Raw genomic sequence first — 20048 nt, forward strand, 5'->3', positions numbered from 1 at the left:
ATTGAAAACATTTTACAGTTTCAAAAAGACTATGATGAAGTAAAGCTGGTAAAGCTGGAACAGAACTACCGCAGTACCAAAAGTATTTTAAGTGTAGCCAACGAAGTTATTGGCAACAATAAAAACCAGATAGAAAAAAAATTATTTACCGATAACGAGCAGGGCGAAAAAATCCGTTTGGTACGTACCATGACGGATAACGACGAAGGCAAGTGCGTAGCCGATACTATACAGGAACAAAAACTCCGCAATCATTATTACAATAAAGATTTTGCCATTTTATACCGCACCAATGCACAAAGCCGCAGTTTTGAAGAAGCCTTGCGCCGCATGGGTATAGCTTACCGCATTTATGGCGGCATGAGTTTTTATCAGCGTAAAGAAGTAAAAGATTTTATTGCGTATTTACGCATTGTGGTTAACCCACGGGATGAAGAAGCGTTGAAACGCATTATCAATTATCCGGTACGTGGTATTGGCAAAACCACTATTGATAAATCGGTATTATTTGCCAACGAAAATAATTTAACGCTGTGGGAAGTTTTTTGCAACGCAGCTATGTACGGTTTTAAAAGCGGCACATTAGAATGCATCGATAATTTTGTTACGATGATAAAAATGTTTCAGAGTGAGCTTACAAAAAAGAATGCCTACGATGTTTCTATTTTAGTGGGTAAAAGCACCAACATTGTTAAAGAATTATTTAATGATAAAACTACCGAAGGTCTTGCCCGTTATGAGAATGTTCAGGAATTATTAAACAGTATCAAAGAATTTACCGAAACCCCGATGAACGAAGAAGACGGTGAAGTGGGTGATAAAAGTTTGGGTGGTTATTTGCAGCAAATTGTTTTACTCACCGATGCCGATGATGACAAAGGCGATAACGATGTGGTAAAATTAATGACGATACATGCTGCAAAAGGTTTGGAATTTCCCGTAGTGTTTGTTGGAGGATTGGAGGAAACACTTTTTCCCAATGCGATGAGCATTAACACAAGAGAAGAATTAGAAGAAGAGCGCCGTCTATTTTATGTAGCCATCACAAGAGCCAAGCATAAACTGTGGCTAACGTACGCCAATGCCCGCTATCGGTTTGGCCAGTTGCAGCAAAACGACAGCAGCCGCTTTTTAGAAGAAATACCCGAAGAACATTTAGATAAAAGTTATGCCGGTGGCGGTACAAAAAATGCCGGTAACAGCGGCGGCGCTTTCGAAAGGATGAACCGTGGTTTTAGCGGCGGTGGCAATGCCTGGGGCGGCAAATCTTCTGCAGCAGCAAATGCAGCAAAACAATATGGCGCTCCTCCGGGTAAAACTGCAACGCCATCTTACATGGCACCAAAGCCTCAAAACAAAACTATTGAACATACACCTGCTCCCGATTTTGTGGCCAGCGATACCAGCAATTTACAGGCCGGGCAAAAAGTAGAGCATCAAAAATTTGGTTTTGGAGAAGTGATGAAAATGGAAGGCGCTGCACATAATCCTATTGCAACTGTAAATTTTGAATTGAATGGAGAAAAGAAGATTATGTTGAATTATGCTAAGCTGAGGATTGTAGAATAGAAATTTGCCCGCTGATTACGCAGATGTCGCAGAAAATCAAGCACTGGATTTCATCTGCGTAATCAGCGTAATCTGCGGGCCATTGTCTTTCGAAATCCGAAAAATATCTCCCCCAAAACCTTTTTAACTTAAAACCACGGCAAATCTTATTAAATTTGCAGTGAATAAAAATATCATTTTATGATAAAGACAGGAAACACCGTAGTGAGCATTTATACCGAAATGACACCCAACCCGGAAACAATGAAGTTTGTAGCCAATAAATTATTATATCCCGGTAAGAGTATTGATTTTGCAGATGAAGCAAGTGCAGGCCCATCACCATTGGCGCAGGAGCTGTTTACTTTTCCTTTTATAAAAGCAGTTTTTATTGCCAGCAATTTTATTACACTTACTAAAACTGCCGACATGGCCGATTGGCAGGATGTAATTCCTACCATAAAACAATTTTTAAAAGATTATTTAGAAGAAGGCAAAGCGGTGGTTAATGATGAAGAGGTGGCTGCCATGAAAAATACCAACACCAACGAAGTACATGCCGATGATGATGATGTGGTAAAACGTATAAAAGAATTATTAGAAAATTATGTAAAGCCTGCCGTTGAAATGGATGGCGGCGCCATACAATTTAAAAGCTACGAAAACGGCACCGTTAACTTAGCCATGCAGGGAAGTTGCAGCGGTTGCCCATCAAGCACCATAACATTAAAAGCAGGTATTGAAGGTATGATGAAACGAATGATACCTGAGGTGAAAGAAGTGGTGGCGGAAGCTGAATAGTTGATTGGTTAATTAGTTTATTAGTAAAGCACTCTGTTAAAGGGTGCTTTTTTATTTCTTTTATGCCGAGCGATATTTCTATATTCATCTTCGGTGGCAGAGTTTATCCTGAGAGAAACGAAGGGCACTCGTGTACAACATATCTTTATTGAGCTTTAATTATGTTTTACTAAAAACTTTTTATCTTGAATAAAATATTTTATATGAAATATTATTTTATCTTTTTATTACTTACATTTTATTCCGTAGCTAACGCACAATTAACCGATAAAGAAATTTACGATTTAAAAGGTAGCAGGGTAAAACCAGATAACAGCCCGGTATATACTTTACCATATGCAACTGGCAGTAAATTTTTATTGATACAGGCATATAACAGTAAGATGAGCCATAAAAATGAAATCAGCTTAGATTTTAAAATGAAGAAGGGCAGTAAAATTTGTGCAGCAAGAGCCGGTTTGATAACTGCAATAAAAGAAGACAGTGATGCAGGTGGATTAAAAGACGACTATTTATCGCAGGGTAACCACATAATAATAAAACATGATGATGGCGGTGAAGCGATGTACTGGCATTTAAAAAAAGATGGTGTACTGGTGAACGTTGGCGATACTGTTAAGCAGGGGCAGCATATTGGTTACAGCGGCAATACAGGCTATACTGCATTTCCGCATTTGCATTTTCAGGTATATGATGCAGCCGGTAAAAATATTGCTACAAGGTTTATAACTAAAAAAGGAATTATCTATTTGCGGCCAGGCAAATATTATAAAGCAATAAAATAGTATTAAAAAAAGCTTTGTCAGTTTTTTGTAAAAAATAAAATTGTGATTAAACTGTCTCCTCTTTTTTTATTCTAAAACAAAAACCAAAAAAAATATAATATCGTATTTTTTAAAAGTTTTTTCTAATTAACAGGCTGCGTTTTTAAATCTTGTATCATCTTTTGTTTGGCACAGTATTTGAAAATTATCCTGTGTAAATATTTTATCACTAAAAACACTTTTATGAAAACAAACAAAGTAAAATTTTTATTTGTTGCGGCAGCAGCATTATGCGTTACCTCAGCATCAGCACAATTAACATCAGCAGTTAGCAGTACAACAAAAGCCACAGTTGGCGTTACTGCAAATACAGCCGCAGCAACATCGGCTGTACAAAGTACCACAGCAGCTACTAAAAATGTTACACAATCAACTGTAGCAACTACAAAAAATGTTGCTGCTGTTACAACCGGCTCTGTAAAAAATACAACAGCCGCAGCAGGTAAAACAAAAGTAAATGCATCCACAGGTGTATCTGCAGATGCTAAAACTAAAGGCAATGCATCAGCAAATAATAATGATGCATCGGCTAATCAATCAGCAAATACCTCTGTAAAAGCAGATGCAAATGTTGGGGTTGATCAAAAAGCAGGTTCAGAAATTAATGCAACCGCTGACAAAACAAAAGCTGTAACAAAAGAAGCAGTTAAAGAAACAAAATCAGAAGTTTCTACCACTGCAAAAGAAACAACAAGTTCAGCTGCACAAACAAAAGGAAGCGTAAAAGCAGATGCAAAAGTACAATCACAAACAAAAGCCGCCGCAGGTAATCAATAACCAGGCGGCTGCAATAATAAAATAGCCGCTATTAATCAGCGGCTATTTTTTACCCAACAATTTTTTAACTTATGAAAAAAATAATCCTTCCCACAGCAATATTATTTACTTTAGTTTTTTGCTGTACAATTATTAGTGTAGCACAAAATGCTGCATCAGATACTGCAACTGTTACAGACAGTACAAAAGAAAAAGAAAAAATAAGTATTTACGCCGGTGCTGCCTATTCTTCACGGCTTCATTATTATGGCCGTACCGACAGTCTAAAAAGCAGCGCTTTTTTACCTACAGTAATTATACAGGCCGGTAAACATTTTTCTGTTACGCCTACTTTTATTTTTATTAAAAACAGCAATACCAATTTTGAGTATGCTGCCACAATTATAAATGCAACGTATAGCTTTGGTAAAAAGAAAGGTGTTGCAGGTACCATTACAGCAGATAAGTTTTTTTATAAAGATCAGAGTAAATTAGTGCAGGCTGTACAACAGGGCCAGGCAGGTTTTACTCTTTCTTATTTAAATAAAATTGTAAATATTAATACAGGGGTAAGTGCAGCTTTTGCTAAAGATGATATTGATTATTTTGCCAATGCCGGTATTGATCATCAGTTTAAATTTGTAAAAAAGCAAAATGTTTTTTTAATAAAACCTGCTGTAGTTGCCAATGCCGGTACACAAAATTTTACACGTACTTATTATAAAAATAATGGTTTTCCTTTACTGCCACCATCGCAGCAAATGGTAACAGAAACCAGTAAAAAATTTAATTTACTCAGTTACGATATTAAGATGGACGTTATTTACGCAATAAAAAGATTTATTGTAAGCGTAACACCCGGCTATGTGCTGCCGCAAAATGTTATTACTGTTCCCAATAATCCATCACTTTCAGAAAATGCAAAAAATCTATTTTCCTGCAATGCAGTGGTGGTGTACAGACTTACAAAATAAAAAATCGATAGTAATGTAATGCCGTAAGTAAAATTATTTACGGCATTTCCATGCCCACCACATTAATAAAAACTGCAAAGGAAATAAGCGCAACCATAATGCCCACACCGGCAAACAAAAGCCATTAGTTAAACAAAAACCATTTTGTATCATAACAATGTGCGCCGGTATAAATGCAAAGAGCAGGGCAATTATTCCATACGCTGCAATTTTTCTTGTTGCAGCAAATAAAAATAATACACCTAAAATAATTTCTACAGCACCAGAAAATAAATTTATAAAAACCGGGTTAGGCAAATAATCAGGAATTATTGTATAATAATTAATGGGGTGCCAAAAATGATTGAGGCCTGCGCCAATATAAAATACCGGCAGTAAAATAAAACTTATCTTTTTAAACATTGTCCAGTGTTTTATATGATAACAACTTTCGTTTATTGTTGAATATACATTAATTTATTACTGCAGCATAATGTGTTTTACTTTTATCTTTACAAACAGTTTTTTTTAAAATGAGTACAGATAAAATAAATATTACTTTATTAATTGCAGTAGCTTTTTTTACAAGCTGTTCGGTAAGCAATAATCCACAGCGTAAACAAATTAAGCTGTTGCAAAAAGGTATTATTAAAGATGATACCAGTTTTGTCTATCATCTTCCCTATGAAAAAAATAAAAAACATTTATTGGTACAGGGTTATTTTAGTAAATACTCACACAAAAACAGGGCAGCATTAGATTTTAAAATGAAAAGAGGAACTGTAGTTACTGCAGCAAGAGATGGTGTTGTTATTCGTGTAAAAGAAGATGGCGATAAAGGCGGCTGGAATAAAAAATACCGGCCCTTTGGAAATGTAATTGTAATACAGCATGCCGATGGCAGCCGTGCCGGTTACTGGCACCTGCAGTTTAATGGTGCATTGGTAAATGTAGGTGATACCGTAAAACAGGATCAGCACATTGCATTAAGCGGCAAAACCGGATATACTTTATTTCCGCATTTACATTTCTTGGTTTGGCGCACTAATAATAATCAATGGCAGCAGGTGGCTACCAGGTTTCAAATATCAAAAGGGATACGCTATCTGAGACCCATGAGAAAATACAGGAATAATTATTAAGTACATTTATAAAAAAATATTTTGAGCTTACTACAAATTTACGAGCAGTTTATTGCAGATATTCAAAATACACGCTGGTACGAATATATTGCTGTTTTTACCGGCATTGCAAGTGTTTGGTACAGCCGTAAAGAAAATATTTTAGTTTATCCGGTTGGGTTAATAAATACTATTATCTACATCTACATAAGTGTAAAAGGAAATTTATTTGGAGAAGCGGGTGTAAATTTTTATTACACCGTTATGAGTATTATTGGCTGGTATATGTGGTTGAAAAAAGATACTAAAAAAGAAATTGCACTTCATGTTACTAAATCCACTAAAAAAGAATGGCTGTTACAAATTGCTTTTTTTCTATTCTTTTATATTACCATATTTTTAATTCTTACTTATTTTAAAAAACAATTTTATGATGGTGTAATACCCTGGGCCGATGCCTTTGCAAGTGCAACAGCTTTTACCGGCATGTGGTTAATGACAAAGAAAAAAGTAGAAAGCTGGTACTGGTGGATCGCTACCAACATTGCATCAATACCTTTGTATTTTGTAAAGCATTATGTATTTACGAGTGTGTATTACTTAGTGCTGCTTATAATGGCAGTACTTGGATTATTTGAATGGATGAAAAAAAGTAAAAATAAATCATGAGTTATTGCACTTTTACAAATTCGCTTAAACCCGGTGAACAAACAGTTCATAAAGTTTATCACGATAATCATTATGGTTTTCCTATTGAAAGTGATGATGAATTATTTTGCCGGTTAATTTTAGAAATAAACCAGGCGGGCCTCAGCTGGACAACAATTTTAAACAAACAGGAAAACTTTAGAAAAGCTTACCACAACTTCAGCATAAAAAAAGTGGCTGCTTATAAAGAAAAAGATATTGAACGTTTATTAAATGACGCCGGTATCATCCGCAACAGATTAAAAGTAAATGCTGCAATAGAAAATGCAAAAGCAATTTTGCTGATACAAAAAGAATCGGCTTCTTTTAAAAACTGGTTAAATCACCATCACCCCAAAACAAAAGAAGAGTGGATGAAATTATTTAAGCAAACTTTTAAGTTTACCGGCGGCGAAATTGTGAATGAGTTTTTAATGAGTACCGGTTATTTACCCGGTGCACACGACAAAAATTGCGCTGTGTATAAAGAAGTTTTAAAAACAAAACCCATGTGGAAAAATCTTCCAAAAAATAACCGATGAAAAAAATTGTAATAATTGGCCCCGAGAGTACAGGCAAAAGCACTTTGTGTGAGCAGCTTGCAACACATTATAAAACCATTTGGGTAAAAGAATATGCAAGAGAATACCTTTTAAAAAACGGCACCGATTATACTTTTGAAAATTTATTAACCATTGCAAAGGGGCAACTTTTGCAGGAGGATACAGGCCTTACCAAACTACCAACTATCAACCATCAACCATCAACAGTTTTTTTTGATACCGACATGTATGTAATGAAAGTTTGGTGTGAATTTGTTTTTGGCAAATGCCATCACTGGATATTAAACCGTATTGTAGAAAGAAAATATGATCTGTATTTACTCTGCAATATAGATTTGCCGTGGGTAAAAGATGAATTAAGAGAATATCCCGATTTAGAAAACAGGCAAAAACTTTATCATCACTATAAAGATATTATGGTTAACCAAAATGTGCCGTGGGTGGATATTAGCGGGGGTTATGAGGAAAGGCTGGGGAAGGCGATTGATGCAATTAACAATTCTTTGTAATTTTTTGTGCAATAATAGTAGTGCTTGCATCTTTAAATGCAAAACCCTTTTATGAGAAAGTTAATTTGCGCCAGCTTTATATCTGTAACTATTTTAAGTTGCCAGGGCCAGTCTCCTAAAATTACCACTACAGATACAACAGCCGTTCCTTCCGAGTTTAATAAAAATTCAAATGGTTTAATTTATTCTGATCAGGATATTAATGCATTAAAGTTTGTTGTAGATTCTTTAAACTTAAAATTTAAAACCTGCGACTTAAATAAAAAATATTATGCCTACCCTCAGGCAAAATGCTATTCTGTAAATTTTTCCAGTAAAACAAATGATTTATCAACAATAGTTAAAGCACTTAAATCGAATATAAATTTTGATTCTTTGGTAGCAAATTTTAATTCTTTAATTGAAAAAGTTGATAGTAATTTACTTGTAGTGCAATTGCCACAGGAAGATGATGGTAAAAAACAATACTTGACAGGTAATGCATTAAAAGGCTTTAACATGAACTACTTACTTTCGAAAAAAAAATCTTTAACTGCCGGTGAGTGGATTTATAATTTTGAAGAAAAAAGAGAATTCCATGAATATAACAGTATCGAATGTATTTATGTTGCCAGAAATTTATTTCAATCAGTAATTCCTGATAACTACGCCAGGTTAGTACAATATATAGATTGCATGATTGACACATCTGCTAAAGTATTTTTAACAGATAAGGTTTCAGACAGGTTTTTCTATTTCGCCAATGAAAATCCTCTTTATAAAGAACTGAACACTTTTCTAAATAACAAAATGAAGATTAAGAAAAGTAAAAATAATTATGAATATGAATATTTAAGTACTCCAAAAATTAAGTTTGCAATTGATAGTTTAATTACCAATGAATTTGTAATAAAAAAAGTAATGGGACTTACAGCATCGTACTCAAAAAATGGTGGTGGCGATGATGGTGTTGAAGAGCTGGTTGCTGCATTCGTTAGTAAACAAAAAGCTTTGGAAATAAAGAGAAGTCGCAGGGTAATGGGGATGTGCAGTATGGATGAGTCGCCAAGATTACATGCCTGGAATATTGCGATGTTAGCAGCAGAAACATATAGCTGGGATATTTTTTTAAGAACACACCTGGATATAATGAATGACAGATTTGACAGACAATCTGATGGGAGTTATGCATGGGGCAAACGGCAAACTTATATCAAAGAACTGGAAGTGTTGGATATTAATGTTACAGACATGATGCTTGGTTTATGCCTTCGTTCTTTTAATACTTCTGATAATCACTACAATGGTACCGTTTGGAGAATTGGTAAAGCTTTAAGTGAATCTAAAGACAGGTTATTGTTTGAAGAACAGGCAAAAAAAATAATGCAGGATGATAAGCTGGATGAATTTAACCGGTCTCTTATATTTCTGTTGTATCATACTTACCTTAATCATCTTACTGATAAAGATGAAAGGAAAATAAAAGTGACAGCATTGAAAAAAAGTGTTGATAACTATCCTGGATTTATACAATCTGGCATAAATGAAATTGAAACAGACTTAACGGATTAATTGTTGCACATCCGCATCCTGTTGCAAATTATTCATCTGCCGCATAATATCATCGTAACGGCTGGCCACATACCTGCTTAATGGTTTTACCGAATATAATTTTGGGTTGGGTAAACTGGCGGCAATTTGTGCAGCTTCGCCACGGGTTAAATCTTTAGCATCTTTATTAAAATATTTTTTTGCAGCGGCCTGTACACCAAAAATACCACGGCCCATTTCGGCAATGTTTAAATAGCGTTCTAAAATTATTTTTTTGCTGTAGCCTGTTTCAATAGTAAAAGTAAAAAACATTTCCAGGCCTTTTCTTAATTTACTTCTTCCCTGCCACAAAAAAATATTTTTTGCTGTTTGCTGGCTGATGGTACTGGCACCTCTTGTTTTATTAGGATGCCGTTTATTGTATTTCATGGCCAGCTTTATGGCTTTAATATCAAAGCCATCATGGTCGGGGAACAATTGATCTTCGCTTGCAATTACTGCCAGTTTAATATTGGGGCCCATGGCACTGTAACTGATATAATCTCTTGATAAACCATTGCCCTGTACCATACTGCCGAGTTGGGTTAATGTTACCGGAGGATTAAAAATAAAACCAATTAAAAAATAAATAAAGAAAGCAATGTAGCCGGTAAAAATAATTTTCCAGGTTAGTGCCAGTATTTTTTTTACTATTTTTATTTTTTTTAACCAGATAAAATATATAATGGCGGTAGCGGCAATAATGCCCATTAATATCAGCAGCTTCCATTTAAATTCTTTTATTTCAACTGCACCGGAAAAATTGGTAAACACAAAAAATAAAAACCAGCCTACATGAATTATAAACACTACTAAAAATATCTTTTTTACTGCCGGCCAAATAGTTTTCAAAATGATCTGGTATTGAAGGTTAAATTTTGTGCAATATAAATGTTTACCTTTTGTTATTGCTCATATCCATATAAACCAATCGGTATTTTTTTCCAATAGCCAATCCATCTCTGCCACTTGTGGCCCAAAAATAACCCAGCGTACCTAATGCAGCCGAAGCAATTAATAATGGGGCGCTAAAATTTTTTCTGTCAACCAAAAACACCACACCACTTGCTAAAGTGAGCAAGACACCGCCGCCAAATAAACTTGCACCACTGCTCTTTGTATTGAATCCTTTTTTTTCTTTTCGCCCAATTGCTTTTATTTGGTTGTAATGAAATGTATAGTGGTAACTGCCGGCTGTGTCAATAATATAGGTGCCAATGGTTGTGGGTAAATAACGAATGATGAATTCCTGTAAAAACAAGCTGTCGTTTTTTATACCATTAATTTGTGCATTGATGTATGCACCGCTTACCGTGGTAAATGCAATGCTGGTTCCGGCATAAAAGGTTTGTATGGTTTTACCTTTCTTTTTTAAAACTATAAAATCGGCAGATTGAGAAAATGCTGCACCAGTAAATAACAACAGTATGGGTAAAAATAATTTCATTGTACAAAATAGAAAATACAAAAATGGCTAATGAAAATATACTGTTAATCTTTTACCAATGTATAAATAATACCGGTTAAAATAACTGCCCCAAAAATTAAATATAAGACCCCCGATATACGGTTGATAAGCAGAATATTTTTATCGCTTAATTTTTTGCCCAGTTTGCCGGCGCCTAAAACTTTGCCTGCATCGGCCAGCATATTTATACCAAGGCAAGTACAAAAAATAACTACCTGTTCGGTAAATGAATAAACTGTCGAAAGCGATGCCGCCATCAATACCCAAAAAGAAATAACCGCAGGGTTAAGGGTGTTAATTATAAAACCAGAAGTAAATATTGCGAAATAATTTGTTTTTTTTCCTGTGGAAGTAATTACATCTCCTGCAATTTCTACAGGTTCCTGCATACGGCGTGGTGCTATCTTTTTTATAAAAGCAAAATAAATACCCATACCAATTAAAAAACTGCAGCCGGCAATGCCAATAGGTATTTTAAAATGCAATAAAGTTTTTATCGCTTCGCTAAAACTTACACTAAGTATTACCCAAATAATATCGCTGAGCCAAACACCTGCTACAAAACTAAAACCCCCACGCCTGCCATGGTTAATGCTTTGTTTTATTATAGTAAATATTACAGGCCCAACCGAAAAAATCAGTAACAAACTAATGGCAAGGCCTTTAATAACGGCATCAATCATTAAAAAAAATAGTTTAGGTTTGAAGTTAGAATAAAAATTTGGGTAAGAGAAGAAAGCTTAAAGCAATTATATTTTTTGCTAAGAGGAGAAAAATAAAAGGGAAAAAAGATGATGCTAATTATTTTTGCCAGTTGCTTATTGCCTGTTGATTTTTCAACTAACCTTTTCGCCTTTTAAAAACTTTTGCCAGTCTTCCAGCATTTTTCCTTTTAATACCCGTGGAAATTTATGCTGCCCGCCTACTTTTCCTTTTGCTTTCATAAAATCCATAAAACTTTTTTCGGACATTACATCTACAATTACATCTTTTAATGCATGCTTGCGTTCCACTTCATAATCATCATTCAGTTCTTTTAGTTTATCATCGATCATTGCGGCTAAAGTAACGGCATTTACTTTATCATCAGTAGCCACAAACCAGTGGTGTGCAAAAAAGTTGCCGTGTGGTACACCAGCCACCGTAAATTCAGGAATAGAAATATTTAATTCTTCACTCACCATTTCAATGGCTTTGTTCATATTATCTACACTTAAATGCTCGCCTACTAAACTTAAAAAATGTTTTGTTCTCCCTGTAATAACTATTTCACTTCTTGCAGTATCCACCAACCTTATTGTATCGCCAATGGCATAGCGCCAGGCACCGGCATTGGTACTTATTAAAATAGCGTAATCTTTATTTTCTTCAATTTCATGAATCATTAATGTTTCAGGCTCATCCACCATGTTACCTTCGCTGTCGAAATTATTATCATCAAAAGGCACAAACTCAAAAAAAATATTGTTGTTTAATGCCAGGTGCATACCTCTTGTATCCTGCCGGTTTTGATAAGCCAAAAAACCTTCGCTGGCCAAATAAGTTTCTATATAAGTAAGCGGCTTGCCTAATAATTTTTCAAATCCTTTTCGGTACGGTTCCATAGCCACACCGCCATGTACATAAAACGAAAGGTTGGGCCATATCTCGTGAATATTGTTAAGCTTATATCTTTCAATAATTTTTTCCATGCATAATTGCAGCCACGCCGGCACACCGATAATAAATCCAATATCCCAGTTGGGTGCGCTCGTTACAATTTCTTCTAATTTTTTTCCCCAGTCTTTTTGCCGGGCAATTTTTTTGCCGGGTTTGTACAGGCCCAATCCCTGAAACCAAAACGGGATATTTTTTTGTTGTATGCCACTTAAATCTCCAGCATAATAAGTAGCACCTTTTTGTAATTGTGTACTGCCGCCCAGCATCAACCAGCCTTTACCTACTGCACTTTTGGGCACATCCTGGTACTTGGTTAAACTTAATAATTGTTTAAAGCTGGTAATAATATTGCTTCTTATCAGCTCTTTTGTTATAGGAATAAATTTACTGGTAGCATCGCTGGTACCACTGCTTAATGCAAAATATTTTATTACTCCCGGCCAGCAAACATCCGGTATGCCATCTTTTGCTTTATGCCACCAGGCATCGTAAATTTTATTGTAATTATAGGTGGGTACTAATTGCTGAAATTTTTTGCCAGGGTGGCGGCTTAATAAAATTTCATCAAAGCGGTAGCGCTGGCCAAACTCGGTAAATCTTGCTTTTCGCAATAATTTTTTTAGCACCTTAATTTGTTGCCGCCGTGGGTCGCTTACAGGTAAGTGTAAAGCATGGGCAATAGAAGCAGGCAATTTAAAATCGAATATGGCCATTTAGAGTGCTTGGTTATTAATGGCAAATATAAACAATAAGAACCAACCCCTATCCCCTAAAGAGGGAAATGCAGAAGATTATGTTTTGAAAAAAATAGATATAAAGTAACCATTAAAAAATATGATATAACTGTTAGAATAAATATTGAGTAAATTTGTTTTCTAAAAACTACAACGTAATGAAAAAGATTTTTTTAGCGATTGCATTATCAATCTCGTTATTTAAAGCCAGTGCCGATGAAGGTATGTGGCTGCCCATGATATTGGGCGAACAGGTTTATGCCGATATGGTAAAACGTGGACTTAAACTTACCAAAGAACAATTGTATTCCGTTAACAAATCTTCTTTAAAAGATGCTATTTTATTTTTTGGCCGGGGTTGCACCGCCGAAGTAGTAAGTGCCGAAGGTTTAGTATTTACCAACCACCATTGCGGTTACGATGCTATAGCAAAAGCAAGCACCGTTGAGCATAATTATTTAAGAGATGGTTTTTATGCTTTTAATAAAGACCAGGAAATTCAAACTGAATTAACTGTGCAGTTTTTAGACAGGATTGTGGATGTAACCGCAGCAGTAGAAGAAGCTGTTAAAGGATTAAGCTGGGATGAAAGAACAAAAAAAATACAAGATGTATATAAAACTATTACCGATAAAGTACTGGATAAAGAAAACGGATTGAATGGCAGGATATACAGTATGTTTAAAGGCAACCAGTTTTTAATGTATGTATATAAAGTGTACAGGGATGTTCGTATTGTTGGTGTACCTCCCGAAGCTGTTGGCAAATTTGGTGGAGACACAGATAATTGGGAATGGCCAAGGCATACCTGCGATTATTCGGTGTACAGAGTTTATGGCGATGCCAGCGGCAAACCTGCTGATTACAGTACTGCTAACAAACCATTAAAACCAAAACATTTTTTGCCTGTTAGTTTAAAGGGAGTAAAAGATGGCGACTTTGCAATGATATATGGCTACCCCGGCAGTACCAACCGTTACGAAACCAGCTACGGCATTAAATTAAAAAACGAAACTGAAAATCCTTCTTTGGTTAATTTAAGAGATATGCGCTTAAAATACATGCATGCCGAAATGATTAAAGATCCTGCAGTAAAATTAAAACTTGCCGGTAACTATGCCACTGTTGCCAACTACTGGAAATTTTTTGATGGCGAAACAAAACAGTTAATTAAATTTAAAACACAGCAGCAAAAGGAAACTTACGAAGCACAATTTATTACCTGGGCAAAAGGTAAACTTGATTACGAAAATATTTTTAGAGATTATGCAAAAAATTATGCAGCATGGACGCCGTACAGCAAACAGCGCCAGTATTTAAATGAAGGTATTATGGGTTCGCCATTGGCAGCCTTTGCAGCTTCATTAAAATCTTTAGAAGATAAATTATTAAAGCCAAGCACTACAGCCGCTGATTTAAGAAAAGCTGTTGAAGCGGCTACTGCAGGCCGTAATGCTTTTAAAGAAAGTGAAGATTTGGTAAGTGATGAAAAAATTGCCGCCTCAGTGGCCATGATGTTTTATAATGATATAGACAAAAATCAGCACCCGGTTGGTTTTTACGAAAGTATGAAGGGAACTTTTGGCAGTCTTAAAGAGGAAGCTGCTTTTAAAAACTGGTCAAAAGATATGTTTTTAAAAACAATGTTACTGGACGATACAAAATGGGGAACTTTTGCGTCCGACCCTACTGCAGTTGCACTACAAAGCGATCCGGCTTTTGCTTTTGCCAGCGCTTTTTTAAATAATTACAATTCTAAATACGCTTCGCTCTATACTGTTTTTCTAAATAAAAATAATGAGTTGGGTAAGGCATATATGAAAGGTATTATGGAGATGAACCCTGCAGCCGTAAAAAAAATGTATCCTGATGCTAACCTTAGTATGAGGGTAAGTTACGGTAATGTAAAAAGTTATAACCCCCGTGATGCGGTACATTATGATTATGTATGTACAGCTAAAGGAATTTTAGAAAAATATATTCCCGGCGATTATGAATTTGATTTGCCCGCTAAACAAATTGAGTTATTAAAGAAAAGAGATTTTGGCCAGTACATTGATAAAAGCAGGAATGATCTGGTAGTAACATTTATTACTACCAACGACATTACAGGTGGTAACAGCGGCAGCCCCGTTATTGATGCTAATGGTAATTTATTAGGTCTTGCTTTTGATGGTAACTACGAGGCATTGAGCCATAAAATTGCTTTTGATAAAGATTTAAACCGCACCATTTGTGTTGATATCCGCTATGTATTATGGTGTATTGATAAATTAGGTGGGGCAAGTAACATTATTAAAGAGTTGAAATTGGTAAGATAAATTCACAACAATTTTTTTAAACCGCTTCTCTCATCCCGAAGCGGTTTTTTTATTTTAAACCTATGCAAAACAGAAAACCCAAACACCAACTATTTATTTTAAATTTGTTTAACTGTTACCAAACTTTCCGCAAATGAACCTTAACAAAATTAATAAGAGGATTGTACTTATTTTTTTATCCATTCTTTTATTATTGATTACCAGCAAAGGTTTTGCCCAGCAAAAAGAGCAGGTATTGCACCACCTCAACAATCTTTTGGTTAATACTGTAATGGAAGATTTGTTTACACCTCCGGTTGCCAGCCGCATTTATGTATATCCCAATATTGCTTTTTATGAATGTATTAGATTAGATGATCCTTCGATGCCATCATTAGCTGGAAAATTAAACGGGTTAAAAGCTATTCCATCTTTACAGCAAAATATTAAAGCAGATAATTTTATTGCAGCCGCTGTTGCTTTTTCTTATGTAGCGCAGGCTTTGGTAGGTACCGAATATAAAATTGAAAACTGGCGCAAATCTTTTACCGATTCTTTACTGCTGCTGCCCGATACAACACTTAATAAAAATTCTATTCAGTATGGCCACACCGTTGCAGACAGTATTATTGCATGGACAAAAAGAGATAATTATTTAAAAAGCCGGGGATTAATGCGGTATGTAATTACCAATAAACCCGCCGACTGGCAACCCACGCCGTTAGATTATGCCCAGGGATTAGAACCGCACTGGAATACTATCAGGCCATTAACATTAACCAAGCCATCGCAATTTTCACCTAAAGAAAAATTAGTTTTCAGCACTTCAAAAAAATCGATGTTTTACAAAACAATGATGGAGTGTTATAACATTGGCAAAAATTTAGACAGTGGTAGAAAAGCCACCGCTTTGTATTGGGATGATAATCCAAATGTTTCTTCCAATATTGGCCACCTTAATTTTTTTATTCATAAAATTTCTCCCGGCGGGCATTGGTTAATGATAGCACAGCAGGCATGTGTTCAAAAAAATATCACTGTTGCAAAAGCATCACAGGTGTATGCACTTACAGCCATTGGTATTTATGATGGTTTTATCAGTTGCTGGGACGAAAAATACCGAACCAATTTAATTCGCCCCATAACAATTATTAACCGCAGTGTAGACCGTAACTGGGTGCCCTTTATTCAAACACCACCATTCCCTGAATTTACCAGCGGCCATGCTGTTGTTTCAAATTCGGCAGCCACAATACTTACTGCGTTACTGGGAGAAAATTTTGCATTCACCGACAGAACAGAAATACCTTTTGGCCAGGGCTCCCGTTCGTTTAAATCTTTTTACGAAGCATCATTACAATCATCAACCAGCCGTGTTTATGGCGGTATCCATTATCCCGAAACAGCACGTATAAGTGTATTGCAGGGCAAAGCAATTGGTAAATACATTATCAACCTTTTGTATCCTGCAGCAATTATTAAATAATTTTTATGCCAAAACTGTATCGTTGTTTTTATTTTTTATTATTGCTTTTATTTGCTGATGCTGCAAATGCACAACAAAAAAAGTTTACGCTTTTATCGCCTCAAAGTACTGGTATAAATTTCAGGAATGATATTGTTGAAGACGCCACCATGTTTATGTACCTGTACGAAAATTTATACATCGGCGGCGGTGTAAGCATTGGCGATATTAATAATGATGGCTTGCCCGATATTTATTTTTCATCAACAAGAGGTTACAATAAATTATACCTTAACCTGGGCAATTTTAAATTTCAGGATATTACAGATAATGCCGGCGTTAATGGTGGCGAAGGAATTAAAACCGGTGTAAACATGGTGGATGTTAATGCCGATGGTTATTTAGATATCTTCATTTGTAAATCTGGTTTTAAAGATCCTAAACTGCGTAAGAAAATTTTATACATCAACAACCGCAACTTAACGTTTACCAACAAAGCGGCAGAATATGGTTTAGAAGACGTGAGTTATTCTATTCAGTCTTACTTTTTTGATTATGATAACGACGGCGATAAAGATGTTTTTTTTGTAAACCACCAGGATGATTTCAGCAAATCGATGACGATACCAGCCCGGATGGAAAATGGTAAATTAATTTATGTAGAAGATACCACAACCGTTAATACAAGCGACAGGTTGTACGAAAACCGTGGAGGGAAATTTGTTGATGTTACAAAAAAAGCCGGCCTTATTACACATGCATTTGGATTAAGTGCTTCGCTTGCTGATTTAAACGGCGACGGGTGGATGGATATTTATGTTGCCAACGATTTTAATAAACCTGATTTTGTTTTTATCAATAATAAGAACGGCACTTTTACAGATAAACTCACTTCTTATGTAAGCCATACCAGTTTTTCGGCAATGGGCAGCGATATTGGTGATATTAATAACGATGGGCTTGAAGATATTTATGTGGTGGATATGGCAGTAGAAGAACCCACCAGGCAAAAACAATTATTTGCCGTAAACCAGAATTACGATAAGTTTCAGCTGTTGCTGAAGTTTAATTTATTTTATCAGTACCCAAGAAACAGTTTACAGTTAAATAATACCGATGGAACATTCAGCGAAATAGCCAGCCATGCAGGCGTAGCCGAAACAGAATGGAGCTGGGCTCCGTTAATTGCAGATTTGGATAACGACGGATGGAAAGACATTTATGTAACCAATGGATTAAAACGTGATATTACCGACTGGGATTATAAAGTTTTTATTCTCGATTCAATTATAAATTCCATGAACCGTGGACAAAGTGTTGATCTGGACAAATGGTTGCAAAGCATACCATCTGTAAAAATAAAAAATCATCTGTATCACAATAACAGCAGTTTAAAATTTGATAATTATACAGATACATGGATGGATGAGCCGCCATCTTTTAGCAGCGGTGCAGCGTATGCCGATTTAGATAATGATGGTGATTTGGATTTAGTGGTTAACAATGTAGATGATGCAGCTTTTGTTTTTAAAAACAATACAACTGATAATGCCGGTGCTGCAAATTTTTTAAGGTTTAAAATTTTTGGCAGCCCAACTTCAAAAGAAGAAGTATATGGTGCAACAGTAAAATTAACTGATGCTAAAGGGCAAATACAACTGCAGCATTACAATCCGCAACGTGGGTTTTTATCTACTATGGAACATGTATTGCATTTTGGTACCGGGGCAGAAACAATTATTCCAAAAGTTGAAATAACATTTCCTTCGCTTAAAAAAATTATTATAGAAAACGTAAATGCCAACCAGGTATTAACGGTTTATGAGAGCGATGCAAAACCTGCCGCACCTGCCACAGAAAAAAAATCTTTTTTATTTACTGACATATCTGCCCAAAATAAAATAAAATACACACAGGTTGAAAACGATTATATAGATTTTAAAAGAGAACCTTTAATACCTTACAAATGCAGCCGCAAAGGCCCGTACTACGCCGCTGCTGATGTTAACGGCGATGGTAAACAAGATATTTTTATTGGTGGCGCCGCAGGTGTTGAAGGAAAATTAATGCTGCAAAATGCAGCCGGTTCCTTTACAGAAAAAAAGCAAACTGCATTTGCTGCTGATAAAGCTTACGAAGATATGGCCGCAGTATTTTTTGATGCTGATGGTGATAAAGACAATGATCTGTATATAGTAAGCGGTGGTGCAGAGTTTGCTGCAGGTGATAACTTGTATCAGGACAGGTTGTATATAAATGATGGTAAAGGAAATTTTACTAAAGCAGTAAAAGCATTACCAGCAGAAGGTTTTAATGGTTCATCAGTTACTGCTCTTGATTATGATGGTGACGGTGATATGGATTTATTTGTTGGCGGGCATGTATTGCCGGGCAAATTTCCACAAGCAGATTACAGTATGCTGCTGCAAAATAATAAAGGCATTTTTACAAATGTTACAAATGCAATTGCAGGCGAATTAAACAAACCCGGCGTAGTTAATGGTGCTGCATGGAGCGATGTTGATGGCGATGGAAAAAATGAATTAATTGTTTCCGGCGAATGGATGGCTCCGGCAATTTTTAAAATCCAGAACGGCACATTTAAAAAACAACAGCAACGGGTAAGTTTCATTTCTCCTGTTACAAAAAAAGATACCGTAATTAATATGGATGAATTTAGTGGCTGGTGGTATTGTTTAAAAACAGCAGATGTTGATGGCGATGGCGACCAGGATATTGTTTTAGGCAACAGGGGAACTAACTGTTCGATAGAAGGAAATTATTATAACCCCTGCACTATTTATGCAAAAGACTTTGATGGTAATGGCAGTTACGATGCAGTGCTGGGTTATTACAATCAGGGCAAATGTTACCCGCTTTTTAGCAGGGATCAGTTGATAGATCAAATGCCTGGGATGCGGAAAAAATTTATCCGCTACAAAGATTATTCCGGTACTACACTCGATAAACTTTTTACCGAAGAGCAAAAAAAAGGAATGGATATTTATAAAACTAACTTTTTTGAATCAGGTGTTTTACTAAATGAAGGCAATGGTGCATTTCGTTTTATTGCCTTTGCTGAAAAAGCGCA

At 35.7% G+C, this 20048-nt stretch carries 18 protein-coding genes; 13 read left to right on the top strand and 5 right to left on the bottom strand.

Annotated elements, in window-relative coordinates:
- From ACY65O_RS18930 to ACY65O_RS18950, 5 genes are all read left to right on the top strand, one after another.
- Nucleotides 1-1569 (top strand): ATP-dependent helicase (locus tag ACY65O_RS18930; RefSeq protein WP_462222418.1); only part of this gene is annotated, 1569 nt, incomplete at its 5' end.
- A 180-nt stretch (nucleotides 1570-1749) separates the two neighbouring features.
- A complete protein-coding gene (locus tag ACY65O_RS18935) occupies nucleotides 1750-2349 on the top strand; it encodes a NifU family protein (protein ID WP_462222419.1) in 600 nt (199 codons plus the stop codon).
- A 203-nt stretch (nucleotides 2350-2552) separates the two neighbouring features.
- A complete protein-coding gene (locus ACY65O_RS18940; RefSeq protein ID WP_462222420.1) occupies nucleotides 2553-3134 on the top strand; it encodes a M23 family metallopeptidase in 582 nt (193 codons plus the stop codon).
- A 222-nt stretch (nucleotides 3135-3356) separates the two neighbouring features.
- Nucleotides 3357-3950 carry a hypothetical protein gene (locus tag ACY65O_RS18945; RefSeq protein WP_462222421.1) on the top strand — a complete coding sequence of 198 codons (594 nt, stop codon included), beginning with the start codon at nucleotides 3357-3359 and terminating at the stop codon, nucleotides 3948-3950.
- Nucleotides 3951-4021: 71 nt separating this feature from the next.
- Nucleotides 4022-4903, top strand: a complete 882-nt coding sequence (locus ACY65O_RS18950; RefSeq protein ID WP_462222422.1) for a hypothetical protein — start codon at nucleotides 4022-4024, stop codon at nucleotides 4901-4903.
- A gap of 33 nt (nucleotides 4904-4936) precedes the next feature.
- On the opposite strand, the gene ACY65O_RS18955 is transcribed toward ACY65O_RS18950, so the two are convergent.
- Nucleotides 4937-5305: a DoxX family protein gene (locus tag ACY65O_RS18955; protein ID WP_462222423.1), complete on the bottom strand. Its 369-nt coding sequence runs from the start codon at nucleotides 5303-5305 to the stop codon at nucleotides 4937-4939.
- Nucleotides 5306-5415: 110 nt separating this feature from the next.
- Between ACY65O_RS18955 and ACY65O_RS18960 the strand changes: the two genes are divergently transcribed.
- From ACY65O_RS18960 to ACY65O_RS18980, 5 genes are read left to right on the top strand one after another with little or no spacing between them, the layout of a single operon-like run.
- Nucleotides 5416-6024, top strand: coding sequence for a M23 family metallopeptidase (locus ACY65O_RS18960; RefSeq protein WP_462222424.1), 609 nt, complete (start codon nucleotides 5416-5418; stop codon nucleotides 6022-6024).
- Nucleotides 6025-6045: 21 nt separating this feature from the next.
- Nucleotides 6046-6672, top strand: coding sequence for a nicotinamide riboside transporter PnuC (gene pnuC / locus ACY65O_RS18965; protein WP_462222425.1), 627 nt, complete (start codon nucleotides 6046-6048; stop codon nucleotides 6670-6672).
- A complete protein-coding gene (locus ACY65O_RS18970) occupies nucleotides 6669-7232 on the top strand; it encodes a DNA-3-methyladenine glycosylase I (protein ID WP_462222426.1) in 564 nt (187 codons plus the stop codon). Before pnuC ends, ACY65O_RS18970 begins: the two co-directional genes overlap by 4 nt.
- Nucleotides 7229-7762, top strand: a complete 534-nt coding sequence (locus tag ACY65O_RS18975) for an AAA family ATPase (RefSeq protein WP_462222427.1) — start codon at nucleotides 7229-7231, stop codon at nucleotides 7760-7762. The genes ACY65O_RS18970 and ACY65O_RS18975 overlap by 4 nt, the downstream gene beginning before the upstream one ends.
- A gap of 51 nt (nucleotides 7763-7813) precedes the next feature.
- Nucleotides 7814-9313 carry a hypothetical protein gene (locus tag ACY65O_RS18980; RefSeq protein WP_462222428.1) on the top strand — a complete coding sequence of 500 codons (1500 nt, stop codon included), beginning with the start codon at nucleotides 7814-7816 and terminating at the stop codon, nucleotides 9311-9313.
- On the opposite strand, the gene mtgA is transcribed toward ACY65O_RS18980, so the two are convergent.
- From mtgA to ACY65O_RS19000, 4 genes are all read right to left on the bottom strand, one after another.
- Nucleotides 9302-10183, bottom strand: coding sequence for a monofunctional biosynthetic peptidoglycan transglycosylase (mtgA, locus tag ACY65O_RS18985; protein ID WP_462222429.1), 882 nt, complete (start codon nucleotides 10181-10183; stop codon nucleotides 9302-9304). The genes ACY65O_RS18980 and mtgA overlap by 12 nt on opposite strands.
- A 43-nt stretch (nucleotides 10184-10226) precedes the next feature.
- Nucleotides 10227-10778 (bottom strand): hypothetical protein, encoded by a 552-nt coding sequence (locus tag ACY65O_RS18990; protein WP_462222430.1) that lies wholly within the window; start codon nucleotides 10776-10778, stop codon nucleotides 10227-10229.
- Between the two features lie 44 nt (nucleotides 10779-10822).
- Nucleotides 10823-11482 carry a LysE family translocator gene (locus tag ACY65O_RS18995; protein ID WP_462222431.1) on the bottom strand — a complete coding sequence of 220 codons (660 nt, stop codon included), beginning with the start codon at nucleotides 11480-11482 and terminating at the stop codon, nucleotides 10823-10825.
- Between the two features lie 153 nt (nucleotides 11483-11635).
- The gene (locus tag ACY65O_RS19000) at nucleotides 11636-13171 is read right to left on the bottom strand and encodes a GH3 family acyl-acid amido synthetase (protein ID WP_462222432.1); all 1536 of its coding nucleotides are present in this window, start codon (nucleotides 13169-13171) and stop codon (nucleotides 11636-11638) included.
- A 179-nt stretch (nucleotides 13172-13350) separates the two neighbouring features.
- On the opposite strand from ACY65O_RS19000, the gene ACY65O_RS19005 reads away from it, so the two are divergent.
- The 3 genes from ACY65O_RS19005 to ACY65O_RS19015 all read left to right on the top strand — a co-directional run.
- On the top strand, nucleotides 13351-15513 hold the full coding sequence (locus tag ACY65O_RS19005) for a S46 family peptidase (protein ID WP_462222433.1): 2163 nt from the start codon (nucleotides 13351-13353) through the stop codon (nucleotides 15511-15513).
- Between the two features lie 133 nt (nucleotides 15514-15646).
- On the top strand, nucleotides 15647-16978 hold the full coding sequence (locus ACY65O_RS19010; protein WP_462222434.1) for a vanadium-dependent haloperoxidase: 1332 nt from the start codon (nucleotides 15647-15649) through the stop codon (nucleotides 16976-16978).
- 5 nt (nucleotides 16979-16983) lie between these two features.
- The coding region (locus ACY65O_RS19015; protein ID WP_462222435.1) for a VCBS repeat-containing protein at nucleotides 16984-20048 on the top strand (3065 nt) is incomplete at its 3' end.

Source organism: Ferruginibacter sp. (assembly GCF_031430955.1).
Taxonomy (GTDB): Bacteria; Bacteroidota; Bacteroidia; order Chitinophagales; family Chitinophagaceae; genus Ferruginibacter.

Bases quoted from the DNA above. Each gene is read 5' to 3' on its own strand.
- ACY65O_RS18995 (WP_462222431.1), bottom strand. From the start codon at position 11,482: ATGATTGATGCCGTTATTAAAGGCCTTGCCATTAGTTTGTTACTGATT.
- ACY65O_RS18960 (WP_462222424.1), top strand. From the start codon at position 5,416: ATGAGTACAGATAAAATAAATATTACTTTATTAATTGCAGTAGCTTTT.
- ACY65O_RS18975 (WP_462222427.1), top strand. From the start codon at position 7,229: ATGAAAAAAATTGTAATAATTGGCCCCGAGAGTACAGGCAAAAGCACT.
- ACY65O_RS19010 (WP_462222434.1), top strand. From the start codon at position 15,647: ATGAACCTTAACAAAATTAATAAGAGGATTGTACTTATTTTTTTATCC.
- ACY65O_RS18990 (WP_462222430.1), bottom strand. From the start codon at position 10,778: ATGAAATTATTTTTACCCATACTGTTGTTATTTACTGGTGCAGCATTT.
- ACY65O_RS19005 (WP_462222433.1), top strand. From the start codon at position 13,351: ATGAAAAAGATTTTTTTAGCGATTGCATTATCAATCTCGTTATTTAAA.
- ACY65O_RS19000 (WP_462222432.1), bottom strand. From the start codon at position 13,171: ATGGCCATATTCGATTTTAAATTGCCTGCTTCTATTGCCCATGCTTTA.
- ACY65O_RS18955 (WP_462222423.1), bottom strand. From the start codon at position 5,305: ATGTTTAAAAAGATAAGTTTTATTTTACTGCCGGTATTTTATATTGGC.
- ACY65O_RS18935 (WP_462222419.1), top strand. From the start codon at position 1,750: ATGATAAAGACAGGAAACACCGTAGTGAGCATTTATACCGAAATGACA.
- ACY65O_RS18945 (WP_462222421.1), top strand. From the start codon at position 3,357: ATGAAAACAAACAAAGTAAAATTTTTATTTGTTGCGGCAGCAGCATTA.
- ACY65O_RS18940 (WP_462222420.1), top strand. From the start codon at position 2,553: ATGAAATATTATTTTATCTTTTTATTACTTACATTTTATTCCGTAGCT.
- ACY65O_RS18980 (WP_462222428.1), top strand. From the start codon at position 7,814: ATGAGAAAGTTAATTTGCGCCAGCTTTATATCTGTAACTATTTTAAGT.
- ACY65O_RS18970 (WP_462222426.1), top strand. From the start codon at position 6,669: ATGAGTTATTGCACTTTTACAAATTCGCTTAAACCCGGTGAACAAACA.
- ACY65O_RS18950 (WP_462222422.1), top strand. From the start codon at position 4,022: ATGAAAAAAATAATCCTTCCCACAGCAATATTATTTACTTTAGTTTTT.